Below are 22,362 nucleotides of genomic sequence, written 5' to 3' on the forward strand. Positions count from 1 at the left end.
TCGGGCATGCGGGAAGTGCATGCGTTGTAATTTGCGCCCGGTTATCCGGGTTAGGCGACGAAGTTACACGTGTTTCGAGGTGAACGCAAAGTTAACGAAAAGTGAACGCCCACCCCCGGGGTGCGTGTGGCGGTCGGGAAGGGGGAGGTGGCCGTCCCATCCCCGCCGCCAACCCACCCCGAATGCGCAGACCCACCCGCTGCAACAGGTGGGTCTGCGCATTCGGGGTGGGTTAGCCGGCTTGGGACGTTGCGCGGGGTGGGTTTGCCGGTGGGAGCGCTGCGGCGGACATGGAAAAGCCCCGGCGGGTGGCTTTCGCAACCTGCCGGGGCACAGCGGCCTTCGCAGCTACCGGGGCCGGGCGGTTAGTCCTCGGCCTTGGCGGCGGCGCGGGACTCCCGCTCCTCGCGGATGACGTCGCGGAGGATCCGGATGATGCTGCGCCAGCTGCCCTCGAACGTGGAGATGTCGTCGGGAAGCGCCTGGATCTGCTCGTGGCGGCTTTCCGCGCGCCGTTCGGCGAGCTCTTCGCGGATGGCGTGGATGTTGCGTTCCGCGTCGGCGAGCATCTTCTCGAGGTCGTCGATCGACGCGGCATCGAGGTTGCGGGGCTCCTGGGCGCTGATGGGCTCGTTGGTCATTGGGTTGCTCCTGATGCGTTGTCGGCGGAACTAGGTGAATAGGACCTTGATGAGGATGGCCAGGGCCGGGACGATGATGAAGACCGTCAGCACCCACGCCACCGCGAGGATCTTGCGCTCGGTGGCGACGCGGGCCAGGGTCTCCGCCCCGATGAGGGGCAGGCTGCGGAGGAAGGGCAGCCCGTAGATGATCAGGATGCCGAAGACGTTGAACAGGGTGTGGACCAGCGCGATGGTCAGCGCCAGCTTCGCGCCGTCGCCGGTGACGGCCATCGCCGCGATGAGCGCGGTGATGGTCGTGCCGACGTTCGCGCCCAGGGTCAGCGGGTAGATCTGGCGGGTGGTCAGGGCGCCGGAGCCGGCGAACGGGACCATGACCGAGGTGGTCACGGACGAGGACTGGACGGCGACCGTCACCAGGAGGCCGGCGCCCATCGCGGTCAGCGGGTGGCCGCCGACGGACTTCTCCAGGATGGCCTTGGCGCGGCCGACCATGAGCACCTGGAGGATCTTGCCCAGCCAGGAGACCGCGAAGAAGATCATGGCGACGCCGAGCAGGATGGTGACGACGCCGTCGATGAACTCGGAGCCCGGCAGCAGACCGGTGAGGCCGTCCATGCCGATGAGGTCGACCACGGGGTCGGTGAGGGTGCCGACGAAGTCCGCCTGGCCCGGGTCGGGCAGGACGGTGCCGAAGATGCGGTCGGAGACCCACTCGGCGCTGCGCTGGATCGGGTGGAAGAAGATCTCCAGCGGCAGCAGGATGATGACGGCGAAGAGGTTGAAGAAGTCGTGGACCGTCGAGGCCGCGAAGGCCCGGCGGAACTCGTCCTTGTGGCCGGCGTGGCCGAACGACGCGAGGGTGTTGGTCACCGACGTGCCGATGTTCGCGCCCATGATCATGGGCACGGCCACCTCGATGGGCAGCGCGCCCGCGCCGACCGCGGTGACCACCAGCGTCGTGGTGGTGGAGGAGGACTGGATGATCGCCGTCGCCAGCACGCCGACGAACAGTGCGATGAACGGGTTGGTGGCGAAGTCGAAGAGGCTCGCGGCGGCATCCTTGCCCAGGCCCTTGAATCCGTCGCCGATCACGCCGATGGCGACGATGAGCATGTACAGGGTGCCGATGGCCAGCAGGGTCAGCGCCCAGTTGGGCAGGCGGCGCAGGCCGTGGGGAACCTCGCTGGCCGCGACGTCGGCGACGGGCGCCTCGGTGGCGGTCGCGGTGGCTCCCGCGGGTTCGGGGGTGTTGTCCGGGGCGGGGTTTCCGTCGCCCGGACGGCGGGAATTCGTCATCGTGTCTCGATTCCTGGTTTCACGGGTGATCCCCGGCCTTCGGAAAGGTCGCGTGGGGCGCAGAAGCGCGCTCGGGGCATACGTCTAATGCAGTGTCTCTCCAAGAGGTGTCCCGTTGAAAGAAAAAAGGTGAACGGAAGGTGAACTAAAGGCGCGTTTCAGAGTGATGTGCACCGCATGAATGAGCCGGCGGCGATGGAGATCACCCGAATCCCCATCGCCGCCGGCTCGTCGGCCTCTCTCGGCGCTCGCTCACGGGCACCCGGTGTCCGCGAGCCTCCTGCTCCGCCGCCGGTGCCGCCTCCTCAGACTTCGGTGCCGCCTACTCCGCCGTCAGCGGCAGGTACACGCGGCCGCCGGCCGCCTCGAACTCCTCGGACTTCTCCGCCATGCCGGCCTCGATGGCCTCGACGGTCTCCAGGCCGTGCTCGCGGGCGTAGTCGCGCACGTCCTGCGAAATGCGCATGGAGCAGAACTTCGGCCCGCACATCGAGCAGAAGTGCGCGGTCTTCGCCGGTTCCGCCGGCAGCGTCTCGTCGTGGTACTCCAGCGCGGTGTCGGGGTCGAGGGCCAGCGCGAACTGGTCGTGCCAGCGGAACTCGAAGCGCGCCTTGGACAGCGCGTCATCGCGCTCCTGGGCCCGGGGCAGGCCCTTGGCCAGGTCCGCCGAGTGCGCGGCGATCTTGTAGGTGATCACGCCGACCTTCACGTCGTCGCGGTTCGGCAGCCCCAGGTGCTCCTTGGGGGTGACGTAGCACAGCATCGCGGTGCCCGCCTGCGCGATCATCGCCGCGCCGATGGCGGAGGTGATGTGGTCGTATCCCGGCGCGATGTCCGTCGCCAGCGGACCCAGGGTGTAGAACGGGGCCTCCTCGCACAGCTCCTCTTCCAGGCGCACGTTCTCGGCGATCTTGTGCATGGGCACGTGCCCCGGGCCCTCGATCATGACCTGCACGCCGCGGGACTTCGCGATCTTGGTCAGCTCGCCGAGGGTCCGCAGCTCCGCGAACTGGGCTTCGTCGTTGGCGTCGGCGATCGAGCCGGGGCGCAGGCCGTCGCCGAGAGAGAAGGTGATGTCGTACTCGGCGAAGATGTCGCAGAGCTCGGCGAAGTTCTCGTACAGGAAGGACTCGCGGTGGTGCGCCAGGCACCAGGCCGCCATGATCGACCCGCCGCGCGAGACGATGCCGGTGACGCGGTTTGCGGCGAGCGGCACGTAGCGCAGCAGCACGCCGGCGTGGACGGTCATGTAATCGACGCCCTGCTCGGCCTGCTCGATGACGGTGTCGCGGTAGATCTCCCAGGTCAGCTTGGCCGGGTCGCCGTTGACCTTCTCCAGCGCCTGGTAGATGGGCACGGTGCCGACGGGCACGGGGGAGTTGCGCAGGATCCATTCGCGGGTTTCGTGGATGTCGGCGCCGGTGGACAGGTCCATGATCGTGTCGGCGCCCCAGCGGGTGGCCCACACCATCTTCTCCACCTCCTCGGCGATCGACGAGGTGACCACGGAGTTGCCGATGTTCGCGTTGACCTTCACGGCGAACTTCTTGCCGATGATCATCGGCTCCAGCTCCGGGTGGTTCTTGTTCGCGCAGATCACCGCGCGGCCCGCGGCGACCTCCGAGCGGACCAGCTCGGCGTCGACGTCCTCGCGGGCGGCGACGAAGGCCATCTCCGGGGTGACGATCCCCGCGCGGGCCCAGGCCAGCTGCGTCGAAGCCTTGAGTTCCGGGCTTTGCGACGACGCCGGCGCCGGTGCAGGGGTCGGCCAGCTGTCCCTGGTCTTGGGCAGACCGCCGTGCAGATCGGGGTCGGCGTCGGTTTCGGTGTACGGGCCGGAGGTGTCGTACGCGTCGAAGTGCGTGCCATCGGTGAGGTTGATGCGGCGGGCCGGGATGCGGAGGACGACATCCTCCGAATCAAACGGCGAACCGTCGAACACGACGTCGTCGTAAAGCTTCTCGGAGCGGTAGATCGGGCCGGTGGTGACCTGGTCACGGGCCTCGTCCATGGGGTTGGCGGCATGCTTCGCCATAGCGGTCCTTTCCTACGCCGGCATTACCCGGACAGGTTCGAACGGTCGGCATCCGCATTCCCGATGCCCTCTCAGCGCCGGTTCGGTGGGCGCTCCCGTGGGAGTTATTCGGTTGTGGAAAACGAGCGTACCGGAACCCATTCGGGGGCGGTGCGACGCCCCATCGGGGGTGGGCGGGGCGCCCGAAAGCGGAGAAATGCACGTCGGCGGCAAATGCGGTGTCGTTTTCGGGGGAGACGCGTCGTCTATGATGTTTTGGAACCGCAATCGAATTGCCCGGGCGCGCGGGGCGCGACCCACGAGGAGGACACGCCGATGCCGCACAACCGGCCGCGGGACCGCGACCTGGCGAAGCAGCTCGTGCGCGAACTGCGCAGGGACGCGGACCTCCCGGTCGTGTTCCTGGGCATCGGCGGGCAGGCGGGGGTGACCATCGGGGAGGGCATCGGCCTGCGCTCGGACGGCGTCCGCGGCGTCAACGTCATCCCGGGAGAGGGGCTCGGCGGGCGCGTTCTCCGGGACCGGCGCCCCGCGGTCGTCGCGGACTACGAGGCCGCGCGCACCATCACCGACAGTTATCTGACGCAGGTGCAGAACGAGGGGCTCGGCCCCGTCATGGCGGTGCCCATACTCTCCAGCATCGGGGAGACCAGGATGGTGCTGTACGGCGCGCACCGGGAGAAATTCGAGTTCGGGGACCGGATCCGGTCGGTGGCGATGCGCCTGGCGACGAAGGCCGCCACCGAGCTGCGCATCCGCGATGAAGTGGACCGGCGGATCGGCATGGCGCAACGCAGCACCGCGGAACTCCGCGAGGCGGGGGAGGGGCCCGGATCGTCCGACTTGGAACGGCTGCGGGAATTGCACGCGGATCTGCGCGCCATCGCCGCCACGACCGCGGACGAGGAGGCCCGGGACAAGCTGCTCGCGGCGTCCGGCGGCATCGCGGCGATCCTGTTCCCGGGCGCCGGGGGAGATGCGGTGCGCGCGGCCGACGCCGGGGGAGCGGGAGCCGCAGCCGGAGGGGGCGCTGGCGCGCAGGCGGATGCGCCGGCGTTGACGGCCCGCGAACTCGACGTGCTGTCGCAGGTCGCGTTGGGGTGCACCAATGCGGAGGCGGCGGCGCGGCTGTCGCTGAGCGTGGAGACCGTCAAGGCCTATCTGCGCAACGCCAGCGCCAAGCTCGGCGCGAAGGGTCGGCATGCGGCGGTGAGCCGCGCGCGGATCCTCGGTCTCATTCCCTGAGATCGAGCGTGCGCGGGGCGGGAAAAAGGGGACCGCGGGTAGGGGTGAAGGGGCGCTGAAACGGGCGGAAGTCGCGCCGCAAACCCCCGTTTCGCGAAGTTTTCCGCGACGTTCGGGGTGGACCGTCAGGCCGGGCGAACGGTGTTCGTCATCGTATATGTGCTGGCTGGGGCGGTGCGAGAGGTGCTACAAGTTCTAAATCGCTAACCAAACCGCTAGTCGCAATTAACGTCTAACTCCATAACACCCTCTTTCGGGTATGTGAGAGCTGGATCACGCCTGGATATGTTCTGCGTCACATTGTTGAACGGGCGGTCCCGGTGGCCGCCCCCAAGGCAGGAGACGCCAATGGCCAATTCCCTCACGGCGGACAACTCGTCCGCCATCGGAGCCGCCACGGTGGCGCCGGCCCCCGCCGCGGAGCCCGTGAAGGGCCCCTCGCTGCGCAGGGTCGCCACCGCGAGCCTCGTGGGCACCACCATCGAGTTCTACGACTTCTTCATCTACGGCACCGCCGCCGCCCTGGTGTTCCCCACGGTGTTCTTCCCGAACATGACCCCGATGCTGTCGACGGTCGCCTCCTTCGCCACCTTCGGCGTCGCGTTCCTCGCCCGGCCCCTCGGCTCCGTGGTGTTCGGCCACTTCGGCGACATCCTCGGCCGCAAGCGCACCCTGGTCTGGACCCTGCTGATGATGGGTCTGGCGACCCTGTTCATCGGCCTGCTGCCGGGCTACGAGTCGGGCGTCTTCGGCTTCTTCGAATCCGGCATCGGCGTCTGGGGCCCGGTGCTCCTGGTGGCCATGCGCTTCCTGCAGGGCATGGCCGTGGGCGGTGAATGGGCCGGCGCGACATTGCTGACGGCGGAATACGCGCCGCCGGGCAAGCGCGGCGCCTACGCAATGTTCCCGCAGCTCGGTGCGGCCATCGCCTTCTTCCTCTCCTCCGGCACCTTCGTGGTCGTCTTCCTCGCCATCGGCGAAACCTCCAACGCCTTCCTTGAGTGGGCCTGGCGCATCCCGTTCCTGCTGTCGATCGTGATGGTCTTCGTCGGCCTGTACGTCCGCCTGGCCATCCAGGAGACCCCGTCCTTCAAGAAGGAGCAGGAGCGCCGCGCGCAGGACAAGGCCAACGGCGTCCGCCGCACCCTGCCCTTCATGGACACCATCCGGTACCAGTGGCGCGAGGCCATGACCGGCGGCATCGCGCTCGCCTCGCTGTTCTCGCTGTTCTACATGGGCACCTCGTACCTGACCTCCTACGGCACGAAGGCGCTCGGGCTGGAGCGCATCGAGATCCTCGCCGTCGGCATGGTCGCCGCGGTCATCTTCGGCGCCGCCATCGCGGGTTTCGCCGCGCTCTCCGACCGCATCGGCCGCACCAGGGTCATCCTGACGTCGACCATCCTCGCGGTCCTGTGGACGCCGGCGCTGTTCTGGGTCCTCGACTTCGGCACCATCTGGCACTTCGCCCTCGGCCTGATCGTCACCATGGTGATCTTCGGCATCTCCTACGGCCCGGCCGGCGCGATGCTCCCCGAGATGTTCCGCGTCGACCTGCGTTACACCGGCGCCGGCCTGGCGTACAACATCGCGGCCATCCTCGGCGGCGCCATCCCGCCGCTGATCGCCGCCCCGCTCGCCGAGGCCTACGGCGGCCTGGCCGTCGGCCTCTTCCTCGCCGCGATCTCGCTGACCTCCACCATCGCGGTCACGCGGATCCGCTCCAACCACGAGGACGACATCGACGAGCACAACCAGCTCGTCCGCGAATCCGACGCCCTGGCCAAGCCGTAACCCGACCGGGCGCGCGCCCCTCGCCCTTCGATCGGGAGAGAGCGGGCCGGCCAAGTCTCCGGACCGGCCCGCGGGGTCGTGCGGGGGCCGTCGCAAAGCGAAACCCGCTTTGCGACGGCCCCCCTTCCGTTTCGCCACCTGGGATTTTTGGTGATCGTCGCAGGTTGCACTACTGTCAATGGACAGTCCCAAGAGGTAATTGGGAGTCGACGACATCACCCGGTAGGCCAGCGAGAGCGGCTGACTGGGTTTCGCACGTTTAAAAACCGATCCTCCGCCGCAGGCCGGACGGAAGCCGCGGCGCGATCGGAACGAAACAGAAAGAGGCTTCATGCCCACTATCCAGCAGCTGGTCCGCAAGGGCCGCCACGACAAGAAGTCGGCCACGTCCACGGCCGCCCTGAAGGGCTCGCCGCAGCGCCGTGGCGTGTGCACCCGCGTGTACACCACCACCCCGAAGAAGCCGAACTCGGCGCTCCGCAAGGTCGCCCGCGTCCGCCTCACCTCCGGCATCGAGGTCTCCGCCTACATCCCGGGCGAGGGCCACAACCTGCAGGAGCACTCCATGGTGCTCGTCCGCGGCGGCCGAGTGAAGGACCTCCCCGGCGTCCGCTACAAGATCGTCCGCGGCTCCCTCGACACCCAGGGCGTCAAGGACCGCAAGCAGGCCCGTTCCCGCTACGGCGCGAAGAAGGAGAAGTAAACATGCCTCGTAAGGGCCCCGCCCCCAAGCGTCCCGTCGTCAACGACCCGGTGTACGGCTCGCCGCTGGTCACCCAGCTCATCAACAAGGTGCTGCTGGACGGCAAGAAGTCGACCGCCGAGCGCATCGTCTACGGTGCCCTCGAGGTCTGCCGCGAGAAGACCGGCACCGACCCCGTGCTGACCCTCAAGCGCGCGATCGAGAACGTCAAGCCCGCCCTCGAGGTCCGCTCCCGCCGAGTCGGCGGCGCGACCTACCAGGTCCCGGTCGAGGTCCGCCCCGGCCGCGGCAACACCCTGGCCCTGCGCTGGCTGCTCATGTTCTCCCGCCAGCGCCGCGAGAACACCATGATGGAGCGTCTCGCCAACGAGATCCTCGACGCCTCCAACGGCCTCGGCGCGTCCGTCAAGCGCCGCGAGGACACCCACAAGATGGCCGAGGCCAACCGCGCCTTCGCCCACTACCGCTGGTAGTGGCCGCGACCGCCGGATGAGGCCCCCGGGGCCGGTCCGGCGCCGGCGCCTCCGGGGGCCTTCGGGCTCCCCGGCGGAAATCACGGCAAGCCATCGTGCCCAATCGGTGGCAAAATAGATCGAGCAACCCGACCGCTGGCGGTCGAGGCGAAGACGACGACCAACGTCCTGAGCCCCCGCCGCACGATTTGAAACGAGTGGGGAATCAAGTGGCAGAAGGCGCACTTCCCGTCAAGAAGGATCTGAACAAGGTCCGCAACATCGGCATCATGGCGCACATCGATGCCGGCAAGACCACCACGACCGAGCGCATCCTGTACTACACGGGCATCAACCGCAAGGTCGGCGAGACGCACGATGGCGCCTCGACCACGGACTGGATGGAGCAGGAGAAGGAGCGCGGCATCACCATCACGTCCGCCGCGGTCACCTGCTTCTGGAACGACAACCAGATCAACATCATCGACACCCCGGGCCACGTCGACTTCACCGTCGAGGTCGAGCGCTCCCTGCGCGTGCTCGACGGCGCCGTCGCCGTCTTCGACGGCAAGGAGGGCGTCGAGCCCCAGTCCGAGCAGGTCTGGCGTCAGGCCCAGAAGTACGACGTCCCCCGCATCTGCTTCGTCAACAAGATGGACAAGCTGGGCGCGGACTTCGAGTACACCGTCGGCACCATCGTCGACCGCCTCGGCGCCAAGCCGCTGGTGATGCAGCTGCCGATCGGCGCCGAGGACGACTTCGACGGCGTCGTCGACCTCCTGCAGATGAAGGCCCTGACCTGGCGCGGCAAGACCGAGATCGGCACCGAGGCCACCGTCGAGGAGATCCCGGCGGACCTGGTCGACAAGGCCAACGAGTACCGCGAGAAGCTGCTCGAGTCCGTCGCCGAGTCCGACGAAGAGCTCATGGAGAAGTACTTCGGCGGCGAAGAGCTGACCATGGACGAGATCAAGGGCGCCATCCGCAAGATGGTCGTCAACTCCGAGATCTACCCGGTCTACTGCGGCACCGCCTACAAGAACAAGGGCATCCAGCCGCTGCTCGACGCGGTCGTCGACTTCCTGCCGACCCCGCTCGACGTGGGCGAGGTCCACGGCCACCAGGTCGGCGACGAGTCCGTCGACATGGTCCGCAAGCCCTCCGCCGCGGAGCCGTTCTCCGCGCTGGCGTTCAAGATCGCCGCGCACCCGTTCTTCGGCAAGCTGACCTTCGTGCGCGTCTACTCCGGCCGCGTGGAGCCGGGCGCCCAGGTGCTCAACTCCACCAAGGAGAAGAAGGAGCGCGTCGGCAAGCTCTTCCAGATGCACGCCAACAAGGAGAACCCGGTCGACGAGGCCGTGGCCGGCAACATCTACGCGTTCATCGGCCTGAAGGACACCACCACCGGTGACACCCTCTGCGCCCAGGACGCCCCGATCGTGCTCGAGTCCATGAGCTTCCCGGACCCGGTCATCTCCGTGGCCATCGAGCCGAAGTCCAAGGCCGACCAGGAGAAGCTGGGCACCGCGATCCAGCGCCTGGCCGAAGAGGACCCGACCTTCACCGTCCGCCTGGACGACGAGACCGGCCAGACCGTCATCGGCGGCATGGGCGAGCTCCACCTCGACGTCCTGGTCGACCGCATGAAGCGCGAGTTCAAGGTCGAGGCCAACGTCGGCGCCCCGCAGGTCGCGTACCGCGAGACCATCCGCAAGGCGGTCGAGAAGTACGACTACACCCACAAGAAGCAGACCGGCGGTTCCGGCCAGTTCGCGAAGGTCATCGTCTCGCTCGAGCCCTACGCCCCGGCGCAGGACGAGCTCGAAGAGGGCGAGTCGGCGATCTACAAGTTCGAGAACGCCGTCACCGGCGGCCGCGTGCCGAAGGAGTACATCCCCTCGGTCGACGCCGGCATCCAGGACGCCATGCAGTACGGCACCCTGGCGGGCTTCCCGCTGGTGAACATCAAGGCCACCCTGGAGGACGGCCAGTACCACGAGGTCGACTCCTCCGAAATGGCCTTCAAGATCGCCGGCTCCATGGCCCTGAAGGAGGCCGTGCAGAAGGCGAAGCCGGTCCTGCTCGAGCCGATGATGGCCGTCGAGGTCATCACCCCCGAGGAGTACATGGGCGAGGTCATCGGCGACATCAACTCCCGCCGCGGCCAGGTCAACTCCATGGAGGACCGCACGGGCGTCAAGGCCGTCAAGGCCCTGGTCCCGCTGTCCGAGATGTTCGGCTACGTCGGCGACCTGCGTTCCAAGACGCAGGGCCGCGCCAACTACACGATGATCTTCGATTCCTACGCCGAGGTCCCGTCCTCCGTCGCGCAGGAGATCATCGCCGAGCGCACCGGCAACTGAGTCGGTCAATCGGGGCCCCGCCCGGATGATTCCGGGGCGGGTTCCCGGCCCGCCGCCGTTCCCGCGCCAAGCGCGCGAACGGGGGCGGCGCCGAAAAGCCCCCGCGATCCGCAGTGCCGCGGATCCGGGAGGGTAGCGGCCCGCACTTTTCACCGCTGACCCGGACTTCGTTTCCGGTGCCGGAGGTGGTGCGCGGTGCCGGCCGTTACCCCGCAATCGATCCTGGGGACCCGAGTTTGATATGGGCCCGGCCGTCCCACTAGGATTGTGTAACTGGCACAGTGAAAATGCACTGTCCGCCCCCTTCTTTACGCCCGGAAATGCCGTCTTTCGTCGGTGTTCGCAGCGGCGTGGGGGTGGGCGACCACAACCTGTGGCTACGAAAGTCGTGGCCACCATGACGTCCAGGAGGACTAACAGTGGCGAAGGCGAAGTTCGAGCGTACGAAGCCGCACGTCAACATCGGCACCATCGGTCACGTCGACCATGGCAAGACCACCACCACGGCTGCCATCACCAAGGTGCTGGCCGATCAGTACCCGGACCTGAACGAGTCCTTCGCCTACGACGCCATCGACAAGGCGCCGGAGGAGAAGGAGCGCGGCATCACCATCAACGTGTCCCACGTTGAGTACCAGACGGAGAAGCGCCACTACGCGCACGTCGATGCCCCGGGTCACGCGGACTACATCAAGAACATGATCACCGGTGCCGCCCAGATGGACGGCGCGATCCTGGTCGTGGCCGCCACCGACGGCCCGATGCCGCAGACCCGTGAGCACGTCCTCCTGGCCCGCCAGGTCGGCGTCCCCTACATCCTCGTCGCCCTGAACAAGTGCGACATGGTCGACGATGAGGAGATCATCGAGCTCGTGGAGATGGAGGTGCGCGAGCTCCTCGCCGAGCAGGACTACGACGAGGAGGCGCCGATCATCCACATCTCCGCCCTGGGCGCCCTGAACGGCGAGCAGAAGTGGGTCGACTCCATCGTCGAGCTCATGCAGGCCGTCGACGAGAACGTGCCGGACCCGGTCCGCGAGACCGACAAGCCGTTCCTGATGCCGGTCGAGGACATCTTCACCATCACCGGCCGCGGCACCGTCGCCACCGGTCGCGTCGAGCGCGGCACCCTGAACGTGAACGACGAGGTCGAGATCCTGGGCATCAAGGAGCAGTCCCAGAAGACCACCGTCACGGGCATCGAGATGTTCCGCAAGCTGCTGGACTCCACCGAGGCCGGCGACAACTGTGGCCTGCTGCTCCGCGGCATCAAGCGCGAGGACATCGAGCGCGGCCAGATCATCGCGAAGCCGGGCGCCTACACCCCGCACACCGAGTTCGAGGGCTCCGTCTACATCCTGTCCAAGGACGAGGGCGGCCGCCACACCCCGTTCTTCGACAACTACCGCCCGCAGTTCTACTTCCGCACCACCGACGTCACCGGCGTCGTGAAGCTGCCGGAGGGCACCGAGATGGTCATGCCGGGCGACAACGTCGACATGTCCGTCACCCTGATCCAGCCGGTCGCGATGGACGAGGGCCTGCGCTTCGCCATCCGCGAGGGTGGCCGCACCGTCGGCGCCGGCCGCGTCACCAAGATCATCAAGTAATTCTTGATGCTCCAGCGGGTTGATCCCGCCGGTTGAACCGGCGGATCGCCTGCGGCCAGCAAAAGGGCCCCGCCCCCGAGTGAATCGGGGGCGGGGCCCTTTTTCGTGTGCCGGTTGGTTCGGCTCCGGCTTGCCTTGTACCGGCGTGCTTGGCGCAGGCGTGCCTGGCGCCGGCTCGCCTTGTACCGGTTTGCGTTGCGCCGCGCGTCGTCGCGCCGAATGGCTTTGCGACGGCCCGGCGCCCGCCGGATCAGCCGTTAGGAGGGCGGCCGATGTGGAGCAGGAACCGCGTTCCGCAGTCGACGTCTCCGAGGGCGGCGTCGATGTCGTCGGCGGTTTCGTCGCAAAGCCTCGTGATCGAAGCGATGTCGGCGTCGTGCGCGAGGTCGAGGTTGATCGTGATCGCCTCGCTGCCCCGATCCACTTCGGCGCGGCCGCGGGCGCGGCGGATGCCGTCGTGGGATTGGAGCCGTTTGGCGACGGCGTCGGCGACATCGGCGAGGTGGAACCGGATCTCGCCCGTGTCGTCGGAGTTCTCGTCGATCTTGGTCCGGGTGAGGCGGCGGTCGATGTTCGCCGCGAACAGCGCCAGCGCCAGGACGACGCCGAGGATCGCCGCCACCGCGAGCGCCCACGTGAACCAATCCTGATCGACGTGGCCGGGCAGGCGGGACGGGCGGAAGCCGTCGGTCCACGCCGCGAACGGCATGAACTCGTATTTCGCCGCGATGCCGAGCAGGCCGGCGGCGATGAGCAGCGCCCCGAGCAGGCCCGCGACGAGGCGGTCGAGTACGGCGGTTGATCGTCTCATCGCTTCTTTCCTCCCTCCGGGGTTTTGCGGGTGGCGCGGATCTTCACGGTAGGGACCTCGCCGAGTGCGGCGGCGAGCTCGCCGTCGACGGCGGCGCGGACCTTATCCATGAGCGCGTCGTCGTCGGCGGCGCCCCCGGCGTCGATGGTGACGCTGACCGCGCGTTCGGTGGCGATGGCGGTCGCATCGAACACGCCCGGGCACCGGCGGGCGGCGCGGGCGGCGAGGCGGCCGACGTCGACCGGGCGCAGCCACTGGTCCGCGCGGCCGGACGCCCGGACGTGAGTGCGGCGGCGGGGCCGGACCGCGACGTAGAGCAGAACCAGCCCCACCAGCGTCGCCAGGACGGACGCGGGGAGCAGGACGTTGTCCCATCCGTGCGCGTCGAGCCAATCGACGAAACCGGCGATGAGCTCGGGCCGTTCGATGGCGCCCATCCGCGCGAGCCAGTCATGGCCGGCCATGACGCCGATCGCGGCCAGCACCAGCGCGACCAGGTACGCCACCGGCCTCGCGGCCGGCGCGCGCAGCGGGATCGGTGCACTGCGGAAACCGTTGTCTTCGGTCATCGCACATCACGTCCCGAACGCGGGGCCTTGATCGGCCGGAGTTCCTTCGGCGGGGGCACCGTGACCGGGCGCGCCGGAAGCGGTGCCGCCGAGGGGCTGACCAGGGAAGGCCGGCGGGGGTGGGCGGCGACGTCGCCGGCCGCGACCCGGGCCCAGGGGCGATCGCCGTCGGCGCCGACGACGGTGGCGACGCGGACGTCGCACCTGACCACCGGCATCCCGGTCGCGTCGGCGACCCAGGCGATGATGGTGTCGCGCACCGCATGCGCGATGTCCCGAACCGGGGAGGGCCAGGACACGGCGATGTCGGTTTCCACCGACACCGCCCGACCGTGCGGGGCGATCTGAGCGTCGACGCGCGGGTACCCGCGGCCGGCCATGCGGTTAATCGCTCCGCCGGCGGCGACCGTGCCGGGCACGGAATCTATCGCGGCGACGATGATCTTTTCCACGGCTTTCCCGTCGATGACGTTTTCGCCCCGTGTGGAGGTGGCCGGCGCGGGGGAGGCCGGCGTGGCGGCTGCCGGCGCCGCGCGGCCGTCGCCCGGCGGGCTCGCTTCTCTGTCGTCCATGTCAGCGGCGCCCCCGTCGGCCGCCCGTGGCGGAACCGAAAAGGTCGAACAGGTCGATGAGCCCGTCGCGGTGCGCGCCGATGGCGCCGCCGGCGATGGCGAAGACGATCCCGCCGAGGAACCCGACCAGGCCGCCGACGGCCGTGGCGATGGCCAAGAGCAGCCCCGCGTAGACTCCGAATTTCAGGTTGTCCATGACTTCTCCGTTTCTCCGATCATTTCCGGGCGACTCGCGTGCGGGCGCCTCATGTCCGTGCGACGTCGGCGATGATCACGTCGACCGGAGCCCGCAGGTCGCACGCCGCGGAGGCGGCCGACTTCGCGAGCTCCGACGTTTCGGCCAGCGGCACGGGGGAACGGGGATCGAACGACACCCGCAGGTGCAGTTCGAGCCGGTCTCCCGTCCACCTCATCCCCGGGACGCGCAGCCCCGGGTACAGCAGGGCCACCTCGCCGTGGCGGCCCGGGTGGAATCCGTCGACGGAGGGCACGGCGAGTACCGCCGCGGAAATGGCCTCCGCCTCAGAGGACGCGGGTCGGCTTGGGGCCGTCATGGTCCTCGTCCCCGTCCTCGTCCTGCGGCAGGTGCACGTCATGCACCGTGACGTTGACCTCGGTCACCTCGAGGCCGGTCATCCGCTCCACGGACACGATGACGTTCTCGCGGATGGCGTCGGCGAGCTCGTGGATGGCGACGCCGAACTCGGCCACGATCGCCACGTCGACGGCCGCCTGGTACTGTCCGACCTCGACCGCGACGCCCTGCTGGACGTCGACGCCGGCTCCGGGGATGCGCTCGCGGACGGCGCCGACGAAGCGCGCGCCGCCACCGCCCAGCGCGTGGACGCCGGTGACCTCGCGGGCGGCGATGCCGGCGATCTTGTTCACCACCACGTCCTCGATGATCGTCCGGCCGCGCCCGTCGCGTTCCTCGGTCGCGGGCGCGCCCGCGGTCGCCGGGGCGTCGCCGGGCTTCTGCTTTGCGACGGCACCCTTGTTCTCCACCTGCGCACCGGAGCCTTCGCCGGCGCGAACGATGTCCTTTTCGGCCATGTCCAATCCCCTTCCAAAGTTATCGCGGCATCCTTAACCGACGGTTCCATTGTGCACCGAAAACGCGGCGCGCCGGAGGTTGAAGCGATGTTGATCACATTTTGGGGAGAGATTTGGGGGACGCGCCCGGGCCGTGCTTTAATACACGGGTTGCTTTAACACGGCGTCGTCGACGCGAACCCGCCAGGCCCCAGGGAACCGGCGCAGTCGCGGAGCATGCCGATGGTGAAGTGAGCATGGCCACGAGAGCCGAAGCCGGGAGACCGGCCGACGCGACGTGCCCTGCGGTCGAAAGAAGGGCGACACGCCCGACCGCGGGGACCGGTGCTGGCATGGCAAATACACAGCGGCAGTAGGCGAAAGGCACCCACGCTTGAAACGGGGGAGCCTCTCCTGAACTGGGATATCGGTCGAAAACCGTGCGCGTGCGCGCGGGGATCGCCGTCCTCTCGGATTGCATCGGCGCTGTGCTGCGCCATGCCCGACGACGGTGTCCACACGACGAAATCGATAACCCAGCATCGACATTCTGGCGCTGGCCATGACCGGCTAGGCACACCGGCGCACAGAAGACAATGACAGGGTCGACGCCCCTCGAGGGCGCGCCGACCGAGGAGAGGACAAGCGTGGCGGGACAAAAGATCCGCATCAGGCTGAAGGCCTACGACCACGAGGCGATTGACGCGTCCGCGCGTCGCATCGTCGAGACGGTGACCCGTACGGGCGCCCGAGTCGTCGGCCCCGTGCCGTTGCCCACCGAAAAGAACGTGTACTGCGTCATCCGCTCGCCGCACAAGTACAAGGACTCGCGCGAGCACTTCGAGATGCGCACCCACAAGCGCCTGATCGACATTCTCGACCCGACCCCGAAGACCGTCGACGCCCTCATGCGCATCGACCTTCCGGCGTCCGTCGACGTCAACATTCAGTGAGCCTGGACTACGGCAGCGGAGACTAGATAATGAGTGAAAACGAGATCAAGGGCATCCTGGGCACCAAGCTCGGCATGACCCAGGTCTTCGACGAGGAGAACCGGGTGGTCCCGGTGACCGTCGTCGAGGCCGGGCCGTGCGTCGTGACCCAGGTGCGCACGAAGGACGTGGACGGCTACGACGCCGTCCAGATCGCCTACGGCGAGATTGACCCCCGTAAGGCCAACAAGCCCCAGACCGGCCACTTCAAGAAGGCCGGCGTGACCCCGCGTCGCCACACCGTGGAGATCCGCACCGCGGACGCCTCCTCGTACGAGGTCGGCCAGGAGGTCGGCGTGGACGTCTTCGGCGACATCGAGTACGTCGACGTCACCGGCACCTCCAAGGGCAAGGGCTTCGCCGGCGCCATGAAGCGCCACGGCTTCGCCGGCCAGGGCGCCTCCCACGGCAACCAGGCCGCGCACCGCCGCGTCGGCGGCATCGGCGCCTGCGCCACGCCCGCCCGCGTGTTCAAGGGCAAGCGCATGGCCGGCCGCATGGGCAACGACCGGGTCACGACCCAGAACCTGAAGATCCAGAAGATCGACGCCGACGCCAACCTGCTCCTGATCAAGGGCGCGGTTCCGGGCGTTCGCGGCGGCCTCCTGGTTGTCAAGACCGCTGTGAAGGGTGGTGCTCACGCATGACGAACCTCAAGCTTGACGTCCACACCGCCGACGGTGGCGTGAACGGCTCCGTGGAACTCCCGGCCGAGATCTTCGACGCCGAGGTGTCGACCGCCCTGATGCACCAGGTCGTCGTCGCCCAGCGCGCCGCGGCTCGCCAGGGCACCCACAAGACCAAGACCCGCGCCGAGGTGCGTGGCGGCGGCCGCAAGCCGTGGCGCCAGAAGGGCACCGGCCGCGCCCGCCAGGGTTCGATCCGTGCCCCGCACTGGACCGGCGGCGGCGTCGTCCACGGCCCCACGCCGCGCGACTACTCGCAGCGCACCCCCAAGAAGATGAAGGCCGCCGCCCTGCGCGGCGCCCTGACCGACCGAGTCCGCCACGACCGCATCCACGTGGTCGAGGAGCTCGTCGCCGGCCAGACCCCGTCGACCAAGTCGGCGCGCACCTTCATCGAGCGCCTGACCGATCGCAAGTCCGTGCTGGTCGTCCTCCCGCGCGAGGACGTCACCGGTTGGAAGTCCGTCAACAACCTGGCGAACGTCCACACGCTGACGCAGGACCAGCTGAACACCTACGACGTGCTGAAGGCCGATGACGTCGTGTTCGCCGTGCAGGCGCTCAACGAGTTCATCGCCCGCAACGCCGGTGCGGAGGAGGAGAAGTAATGGCCACCATCGCGGATCCCCGTGACATCATCATCGCCCCGGTCGTGTCGGAGAAGTCCTACGGACTGATGGAGCAGAACGTCTACACGTTCCTGGTCCGCACCGACGCCAACAAGACCCAGATCAAGATCGCGGTCCAGGAGATCTTCGGCGTGAAGGTCGCCAGCGTCAACACCGCCAACCGTGAGGGCAAGCGCAAGCGCTCCCGCACCGGTTACGGTCAGCGCAAGGCCACCAAGCGCGCGTACGTGACTCTCGCGGCCGGCAGCGATCCCATCGACATCTTCGGCGGTTCGGCCGCCTAAGGCTGGTCGACGAGGAAGTTAAGGAAGAGCAAAAGTATGGCTATTCGCAAGTACAAGCCGACTACGCCGGGTCGCCGCCAGAGCTCCGTCTCCGAGTTCAGCGAGGTCACTCGCTCGACTCCCGAGAAGTCTCTGCTGCGCCCGCTGTCGAAGACCGGTGGCCGCAACGTGCACGGCCACATCACCACCCGTCACAAGGGCGGTGGCCACAAGCGCCAGTACCGCGTCATCGATTTCCGCCGCAACGACAAGGACGGCGTGCCGGCCAAGGTCGCTCACATCGAGTACGACCCGAACCGCACCGCCAACATCGCGCTGCTGCACTACTTCGATGGCGAGAAGCGCTACATCATCGCCCCGAAGGGCCTGAAGCAGGGCACCGTCGTCGAGTCCGGCGCCAACGCCGACATCAAGGTCGGCAACAACCTGCCGCTGCGCAACATCCCGACGGGTACCACCATCCACTGCGTCGAGCTCAAGCCGGGCGCCGGCGCCCAGCTGGCCCGCTCGGCCGGCGCCTCCATCCAGCTGCTGGGCAAGGAAGGCAAGTACGCCGTCCTGCGCATGCCGTCTTCGGAGATCCGCCGCGTCGACGCGCGCTGCCGCGCCACCGTGGGTGAGGTCGGCAACGCCGATCAGATCAACATCCGCTGGGGCAAGGCCGGCCGCATGCGCTGGAAGGGCTGGCGCCCGACCGTGCGCGGTGTCGTGATGAACCCGGTCGACCACCCGCACGGTGGTGGCGAGGGCAAGACCTCGGGTGGCCGCCACCCGGTGTCGCCGTGGGGCCAGAAGGAAGGCCGCACCCGCAAGCCCAACCGCCCGAGCGACCAGCTGATCGTCCGCCGTCGCCGCACCAACAAGAACAAGAAGCGCTAAGGAGGGAACAGAGAATGCCACGCAGCCTTAAGAAGGGCCCGTTCGTCGATGAGCACCTCCTTGCGAAGGTGGACGCTCAGAACGAGAAGGGCACCAAGCAGGTCATCAAGACCTGGTCCCGCCGCTCCACGATTCTCCCCGATTTCATCGGCCACACCTTCGCCGTCCACGACGGCCGCAAGCATGTGCCGGTTTTCGTGGACGACTCGATGGTCGGCCACAAGCTGGGCGAGTTCGCCCCCACCAAGACCTTCAAGGGTCACGTCAAGGACGACAAGAAGGGACGTCGATAAGCCATGAGCAACGACATCACCTCCGCCCGCGCCACCGCGCGGTTCGTCCGGGTCACCCCGATGAAGGCCCGTCGCGTGCTGGACACGGTCCGCGGCAAGTCGGTCTCCGAGGCGCTCTCCATGCTGGAGTACGCCCCGCAGTCCGCGTCCCAGCCGATCTCGAAGCTGGTCGCCTCCGCGGCGGCCAACGCCGAGAACAACTTCGGCCTGGATCCCCGCACCCTCGTCATCGCCCAGGCCTGGGCCGATGAGGGACCGACCATGAAGCGCTTCCGCCCCCGTGCGCAGGGCCGTGCTTTCCACGTCCGCAAGCGCACGAGCCACATCACCGTGGTCGTCGAGAGCCAGAAGGGAAGTGCTCAGTAGTGGGACAGAAGATCCACCCCCACGGCCTCCGGCTGGGAATCTCCAGCGACTGGAAGTCCCGCTGGTACGCCGACAAGCAGTACGCCGACTACCTCGCCGAGGACATCAAGATCCGCGATCTGCTGTCCACCGGCCTGGAGCGCGCCGGCATCTCCGACGTCGTCATCGAGCGCACCCGTGACCGCGTTCGCGTCGACATCCACACCGCCCGACCGGGCATCGTCATCGGTCGCCGCGGCTCGGAGGCCGACCGCATCCGCGGTGAGCTGGAGAAGCTCACCGGCAAGCAGGTCCAGCTGAACATCCTCGAGGTCAAGAACATCGACGCGGATGCCAAGCTGGTCGCCCAGTCCATCGCCGAGCAGCTGACCAACCGCGTGGCGTTCCGCCGCGCGATGCGCAAGGCCATCCAGTCCTCCATGCGCCAGCCGCAGGTGAAGGGCATCAAGGTCGTGTGCTCCGGTCGCCTGGGCGGTGCCGAGATGGGCCGCACGGAGCGCTACCACGAGGGTCGCGTCCCGCTGCACACCCTGCGCGCGGAGATCGACTACGGCACCCACGAGGCCCACACCACCTTCGGCCGCATCGGCGTCAAGGTGTGGATCTACAAGGGTGACGTCATCGGTGGCCGCCGCGAGTCCGAGATGAACGCCGGTCGCGACGGTCAGCGCCGCGACCGCCGTGAGCGCCCGCGTCGTGGTGGCCAGCGCCGCCAGCGGGCCTCCGAGAAGAAGGAGGGCTAAATGCTCATCCCGAAGCGCGTCAAGTACCGCCGCCAGCACCGCCCGCACCGCTCCGGCGTCGCCAAGGGCGGCACCCAGGTGACGTTCGGCGATTACGGCCTGCAGGCCCTCGAGCCGGCGTACATCACGAACCGCCAGATCGAGGCCGCCCGTATCGCCATCAACCGCCACGTCAAGCGCGGCGGCAAGGTGTGGATCCAGATCTTCCCGGACCGTCCGCTGACCCAGAAGCCGCTCGGCGTGCGCATGGGTTCCGGTAAGGGCCCCGTGGAGAAGTGGGTCGCCAACGTCAAGCCGGGCCGCATCATGTTCGAGATGTCCTACCCGGACGAGAAGACCGCGATGGAGGCGCTCAAGCGCGCCGGCGCGAAGCTTCCCTGCAAGACCCGAGTCGTCCGGAAGGAGGATCAGTACTGATGTCTAACGGCATTCCCGCCCACGAGCTCCGCTCGCTGGATAACGATGGCCTGGTCGCCAAGCTCAAGGAGTCCAAGGAGGAGCTGTTCAACCTCCGGTTCCAGATGGCCACCGGTCAGCTGACCAACAACCGTCGACTGAGCGCCGTCCGCAAGGACATCGCCCGCATCTACACCGTGATGCGCGAGCGTGAGCTCGGCCTGTCCGCCGCCCCCACCGATGGTGATGCGGCATGAGCGAGGAAAACATGAACCAGACCGAGTCCGGCGCCCGCAAGGTCCGCTCCGGTTACGTCGTGTCCGACAAGATGCAGAAGACCATCGTCGTCGAGCTCGAGGACCGCAAGCAGCACGCCCTGTACGGCAAGATCATGCGCACCAACTCCAAGGTGAAGGCCCACGATGAGAACGAGGAAGCCGGCGTCGGCGACCACGTCCGCATCGAGGAGTGCCGTCCGCTCTCGAAGGACAAGCACTTCCGCCTGATCGAGATCATCGAGAAGGCCCGCTAAGCGGTTTTCCGCGAAGGCCCCTTCGCTTTGCGACGCCCCCGTCGCCCCGGTTTTCCGGGGAGGCGGGGGTTTCGTCGTGCCGGCGTCGGACCCGGGTGGGCGGCCGTTCGTCGGAGCGGTTGCGGATTATGATGGCGGCGTGACCCGGGACACAGGTGCCGCACCTCGCGATGGCAAGCCGATGACGGATGCGCAAAAGAACAAAAAGACTTCGCGGCTCATCATGGGTTGTTCGGGGATGGTGATGATAGCGGTCGGTCTGGTGATGATCGGGTCAATGCTGTTCTTTGCCATCGCCCTCGGCGGATTCGGCTTCGGGGATTGGGGGATGACGCTGCGAAAACTGGAACGGCAGGCGTCGGCCGAAATGCCGGGCGTCGATGTCCACTTTCGCGAGCACATCGCGAGGTGGCGAGACATCAACATGCAAGCTTCGGCCGACGTCGGGTCGGTCGACGAGGTGATGAGGATCCATCGGGGCGCCGTCGCCCTGGGCGAGACGGCCGGCGATGCCCTTTGGGGGTTCGGGTCGGAGATCACGGTCCGCATGGCACGACCCGAGGGGGAACTTGTCGTGGAATTCAGCGAGCGCACCGACCCCGGCGAGCTCAGGGGGATTCTCGAGGACGAACGTTCGTTGGTTTTCGATCGAATCAGGTTGGGTCGGTCCTCGTTGCCGGTGCTCCTCGTCGGTCGGTCGTGCGGTCGGGCGGACATCCGGTGCTTCACCGATCACGCGACCGCCGCCGCCGGCATCGAAGAGGCCGGGTATCGGACCCCCATCTCACGGGAGGTCACTGGGCGCGGGCAGATCAGCATCGAAATTCCGGTGCACGACGCGGCGATGTCGAAGAACGAGGCCAGGACCCGTGAACGGAATCCGGTGCGAAGCTTTGAGCGAGGTTCCACGACGATCCTCGTCGAAATCGTTGGGCCGAAGGATCGGGCGGCCGCAGCGGACGTGATTCGGTGGTCGGTTCCCGCCGTCGGGCGGATGGCCGCCATCGGGTTCGACGATGACGACGGCCATCATGAGCAATTGCGGGTCAGGCCGCGCGTAGGGGACAGTCCCCGTGGTACGAGCATCGAACTTGACGCAGAAAATGTCGGGGAAGTGTGGCGCGGCGCAGACCCTTCCATCGATCCCGGGGTGGCGAAGCGTCGGGAGGAGCGCAACGAACCGGCAGTCGCCCGTGCCATCGACCGCGTCGAGGCGATGCTGCGGGAGCTGGCCGCGGCCGGTCCCGATGCACCATCGGCCGACAAGGGAATTCCCGTCACCATAGACGGGATCCGCAAAACCGGTTCGATGAGAGTCGTCGTCGGAGGCTGCTCGGAGGAACCGGCGGATTCCGATGAGGAAGCGAGGCTTCGGGATGAATTCGAAGTGTGCCGATGAATCTGCGGGGAACGCGGGGCGTCGTCACGCATTCGCG

The 22,362-nt window shown here is 67.9% G+C and carries 27 protein-coding genes and 1 riboswitch; of the genes, 18 read left to right on the forward strand and 9 right to left on the reverse strand.

All coding sequences use genetic code 11. The annotated features are described in order from the left end of the window. Positions 1-365: 365 nt before the first annotated feature. From CHAN_RS01745 to thiC, 3 genes are all read right to left on the reverse strand, one after another. Positions 366-641, reverse strand: coding sequence for a hypothetical protein (locus CHAN_RS01745; RefSeq protein WP_048740060.1), 276 nt, complete (start codon positions 639-641; stop codon positions 366-368). 30 nt (positions 642-671) lie between these two features. Further along, a complete protein-coding gene (locus tag CHAN_RS01750; RefSeq protein WP_082144283.1) occupies positions 672-1,940 on the reverse strand; it encodes a Na/Pi symporter in 1,269 nt (422 codons plus the stop codon). A 322-nt stretch (positions 1,941-2,262) separates the two neighbouring features. Beyond that, positions 2,263-3,975, reverse strand: a complete 1,713-nt coding sequence (gene thiC / locus CHAN_RS01755) for a phosphomethylpyrimidine synthase ThiC (protein WP_290291141.1) — start codon at positions 3,973-3,975, stop codon at positions 2,263-2,265. Then, positions 3,968-4,084: riboswitch (TPP riboswitch) on the reverse strand. (Overlaps the previous gene by 8 nt.) 206 nt (positions 4,085-4,290) lie before the next feature. Between thiC and CHAN_RS01760 the strand changes: the two genes are divergently transcribed. The 6 genes from CHAN_RS01760 to tuf all read left to right on the forward strand — a co-directional run bounded on the left by CHAN_RS01760 (position 4,291) and on the right by tuf (position 12,142). Further along, the gene (locus CHAN_RS01760; RefSeq protein ID WP_290291144.1) at positions 4,291-5,220 is read left to right on the forward strand and encodes a LuxR C-terminal-related transcriptional regulator; all 930 of its coding nucleotides are present in this window, start codon (positions 4,291-4,293) and stop codon (positions 5,218-5,220) included. Between the two features lie 348 nt (positions 5,221-5,568). Further along, a complete protein-coding gene (locus CHAN_RS01765; protein WP_290291146.1) occupies positions 5,569-7,014 on the forward strand; it encodes an MFS transporter in 1,446 nt (481 codons plus the stop codon). Positions 7,015-7,345: 331 nt separating this feature from the next. Continuing rightward, complete coding sequence (gene rpsL / locus CHAN_RS01770; protein WP_035121347.1) at positions 7,346-7,717, forward strand: 30S ribosomal protein S12; 372 nt, start codon at positions 7,346-7,348, stop codon at positions 7,715-7,717. A 2-nt stretch (positions 7,718-7,719) separates the two neighbouring features. Then, positions 7,720-8,190, forward strand: coding sequence for a 30S ribosomal protein S7 (gene rpsG / locus CHAN_RS01775; protein ID WP_048740064.1), 471 nt, complete (start codon positions 7,720-7,722; stop codon positions 8,188-8,190). Positions 8,191-8,399: 209 nt separating this feature from the next. Beyond that, positions 8,400-10,532 carry an elongation factor G gene (gene fusA, locus CHAN_RS01780; protein ID WP_290291149.1) on the forward strand — a complete coding sequence of 711 codons (2,133 nt, stop codon included), beginning with the start codon at positions 8,400-8,402 and terminating at the stop codon, positions 10,530-10,532. Positions 10,533-10,951: 419 nt separating this feature from the next. After that, positions 10,952-12,142: an elongation factor Tu gene (gene tuf, locus CHAN_RS01785; protein WP_048740066.1), complete on the forward strand. Its 1,191-nt coding sequence runs from the start codon at positions 10,952-10,954 to the stop codon at positions 12,140-12,142. A 250-nt stretch (positions 12,143-12,392) separates the two neighbouring features. Here tuf and CHAN_RS01790 read toward each other — a convergent pair whose 3' ends face one another. The 6 genes from CHAN_RS01790 to CHAN_RS01815 are packed head-to-tail and all read right to left on the reverse strand — an operon-like array spanning position 12,393 to position 15,147. Then, complete coding sequence (locus CHAN_RS01790) at positions 12,393-12,953, reverse strand: Asp23/Gls24 family envelope stress response protein (protein WP_290291153.1); 561 nt, start codon at positions 12,951-12,953, stop codon at positions 12,393-12,395. Beyond that, on the reverse strand, positions 12,950-13,522 hold the full coding sequence (locus CHAN_RS01795; RefSeq protein ID WP_290291154.1) for a DUF6286 domain-containing protein: 573 nt from the start codon (positions 13,520-13,522) through the stop codon (positions 12,950-12,952). The genes CHAN_RS01790 and CHAN_RS01795 overlap by 4 nt, the downstream gene beginning before the upstream one ends. Then, the gene (locus CHAN_RS01800) at positions 13,519-14,094 is read right to left on the reverse strand and encodes an Asp23/Gls24 family envelope stress response protein (RefSeq protein ID WP_290291156.1); all 576 of its coding nucleotides are present in this window, start codon (positions 14,092-14,094) and stop codon (positions 13,519-13,521) included. The genes CHAN_RS01795 and CHAN_RS01800 overlap by 4 nt, the downstream gene beginning before the upstream one ends. 1 nt (position 14,095) lies before the next feature. Beyond that, positions 14,096-14,290: a hypothetical protein gene (locus CHAN_RS01805; protein ID WP_048740074.1), complete on the reverse strand. Its 195-nt coding sequence runs from the start codon at positions 14,288-14,290 to the stop codon at positions 14,096-14,098. 49 nt (positions 14,291-14,339) lie between these two features. Then, positions 14,340-14,648, reverse strand: a complete 309-nt coding sequence (locus CHAN_RS01810; RefSeq protein WP_065421438.1) for a hypothetical protein — start codon at positions 14,646-14,648, stop codon at positions 14,340-14,342. After that, the gene (locus tag CHAN_RS01815; protein WP_290291161.1) at positions 14,617-15,147 is read right to left on the reverse strand and encodes an Asp23/Gls24 family envelope stress response protein; all 531 of its coding nucleotides are present in this window, start codon (positions 15,145-15,147) and stop codon (positions 14,617-14,619) included. Before CHAN_RS01815 ends, CHAN_RS01810 begins: the two co-directional genes overlap by 32 nt. A 626-nt stretch (positions 15,148-15,773) precedes the next feature. Between CHAN_RS01815 and rpsJ the strand changes: the two genes are divergently transcribed. The 12 genes from rpsJ to CHAN_RS01875 all read left to right on the forward strand — a co-directional run bounded on the left by rpsJ (position 15,774) and on the right by CHAN_RS01875 (position 22,325). Beyond that, positions 15,774-16,079, forward strand: coding sequence for a 30S ribosomal protein S10 (gene rpsJ, locus CHAN_RS01820; RefSeq protein WP_035121337.1), 306 nt, complete (start codon positions 15,774-15,776; stop codon positions 16,077-16,079). Between the two features lie 29 nt (positions 16,080-16,108). Next, positions 16,109-16,765 carry a 50S ribosomal protein L3 gene (rplC, locus tag CHAN_RS01825; RefSeq protein ID WP_048740079.1) on the forward strand — a complete coding sequence of 219 codons (657 nt, stop codon included), beginning with the start codon at positions 16,109-16,111 and terminating at the stop codon, positions 16,763-16,765. Then, positions 16,762-17,412: a 50S ribosomal protein L4 gene (gene rplD / locus CHAN_RS01830; RefSeq protein ID WP_048740081.1), complete on the forward strand. Its 651-nt coding sequence runs from the start codon at positions 16,762-16,764 to the stop codon at positions 17,410-17,412. The genes rplC and rplD overlap by 4 nt, the downstream gene beginning before the upstream one ends. Further along, positions 17,412-17,717, forward strand: a complete 306-nt coding sequence (gene rplW / locus CHAN_RS01835; protein ID WP_048740083.1) for a 50S ribosomal protein L23 — start codon at positions 17,412-17,414, stop codon at positions 17,715-17,717. Before rplD ends, rplW begins: the two co-directional genes overlap by 1 nt. 36 nt (positions 17,718-17,753) lie before the next feature. Beyond that, positions 17,754-18,596: a 50S ribosomal protein L2 gene (rplB, locus tag CHAN_RS01840; RefSeq protein ID WP_048740085.1), complete on the forward strand. Its 843-nt coding sequence runs from the start codon at positions 17,754-17,756 to the stop codon at positions 18,594-18,596. Positions 18,597-18,610: 14 nt separating this feature from the next. Continuing rightward, entirely contained in the window at positions 18,611-18,889 is a 279-nt protein-coding gene (gene rpsS, locus CHAN_RS01845; RefSeq protein ID WP_005509882.1) for a 30S ribosomal protein S19, read from the forward strand. Between the two features lie 3 nt (positions 18,890-18,892). After that, a complete protein-coding gene (rplV, locus tag CHAN_RS01850) occupies positions 18,893-19,255 on the forward strand; it encodes a 50S ribosomal protein L22 (protein ID WP_048740087.1) in 363 nt (120 codons plus the stop codon). Further along, the gene (gene rpsC / locus CHAN_RS01855) at positions 19,255-19,998 is read left to right on the forward strand and encodes a 30S ribosomal protein S3 (protein ID WP_035121318.1); all 744 of its coding nucleotides are present in this window, start codon (positions 19,255-19,257) and stop codon (positions 19,996-19,998) included. The genes rplV and rpsC overlap by 1 nt, the downstream gene beginning before the upstream one ends. Then, the gene (gene rplP / locus CHAN_RS01860; RefSeq protein WP_290291165.1) at positions 19,999-20,415 is read left to right on the forward strand and encodes a 50S ribosomal protein L16; all 417 of its coding nucleotides are present in this window, start codon (positions 19,999-20,001) and stop codon (positions 20,413-20,415) included. Next, a complete protein-coding gene (gene rpmC / locus CHAN_RS01865) occupies positions 20,415-20,651 on the forward strand; it encodes a 50S ribosomal protein L29 (protein ID WP_035121313.1) in 237 nt (78 codons plus the stop codon). The genes rplP and rpmC overlap by 1 nt, the downstream gene beginning before the upstream one ends. Further along, positions 20,648-20,926 carry a 30S ribosomal protein S17 gene (gene rpsQ / locus CHAN_RS01870; RefSeq protein WP_048740092.1) on the forward strand — a complete coding sequence of 93 codons (279 nt, stop codon included), beginning with the start codon at positions 20,648-20,650 and terminating at the stop codon, positions 20,924-20,926. The genes rpmC and rpsQ overlap by 4 nt, the downstream gene beginning before the upstream one ends. A gap of 139 nt (positions 20,927-21,065) precedes the next feature. Beyond that, on the forward strand, positions 21,066-22,325 hold the full coding sequence (locus CHAN_RS01875) for a hypothetical protein (protein ID WP_290291169.1): 1,260 nt from the start codon (positions 21,066-21,068) through the stop codon (positions 22,323-22,325). Positions 22,326-22,362 lie beyond the last annotated feature (37 nt).

The organism is Corynebacterium hansenii (assembly GCF_030408795.1).
Taxonomy (GTDB): domain Bacteria; phylum Actinomycetota; class Actinomycetes; order Mycobacteriales; family Mycobacteriaceae; genus Corynebacterium; species Corynebacterium hansenii.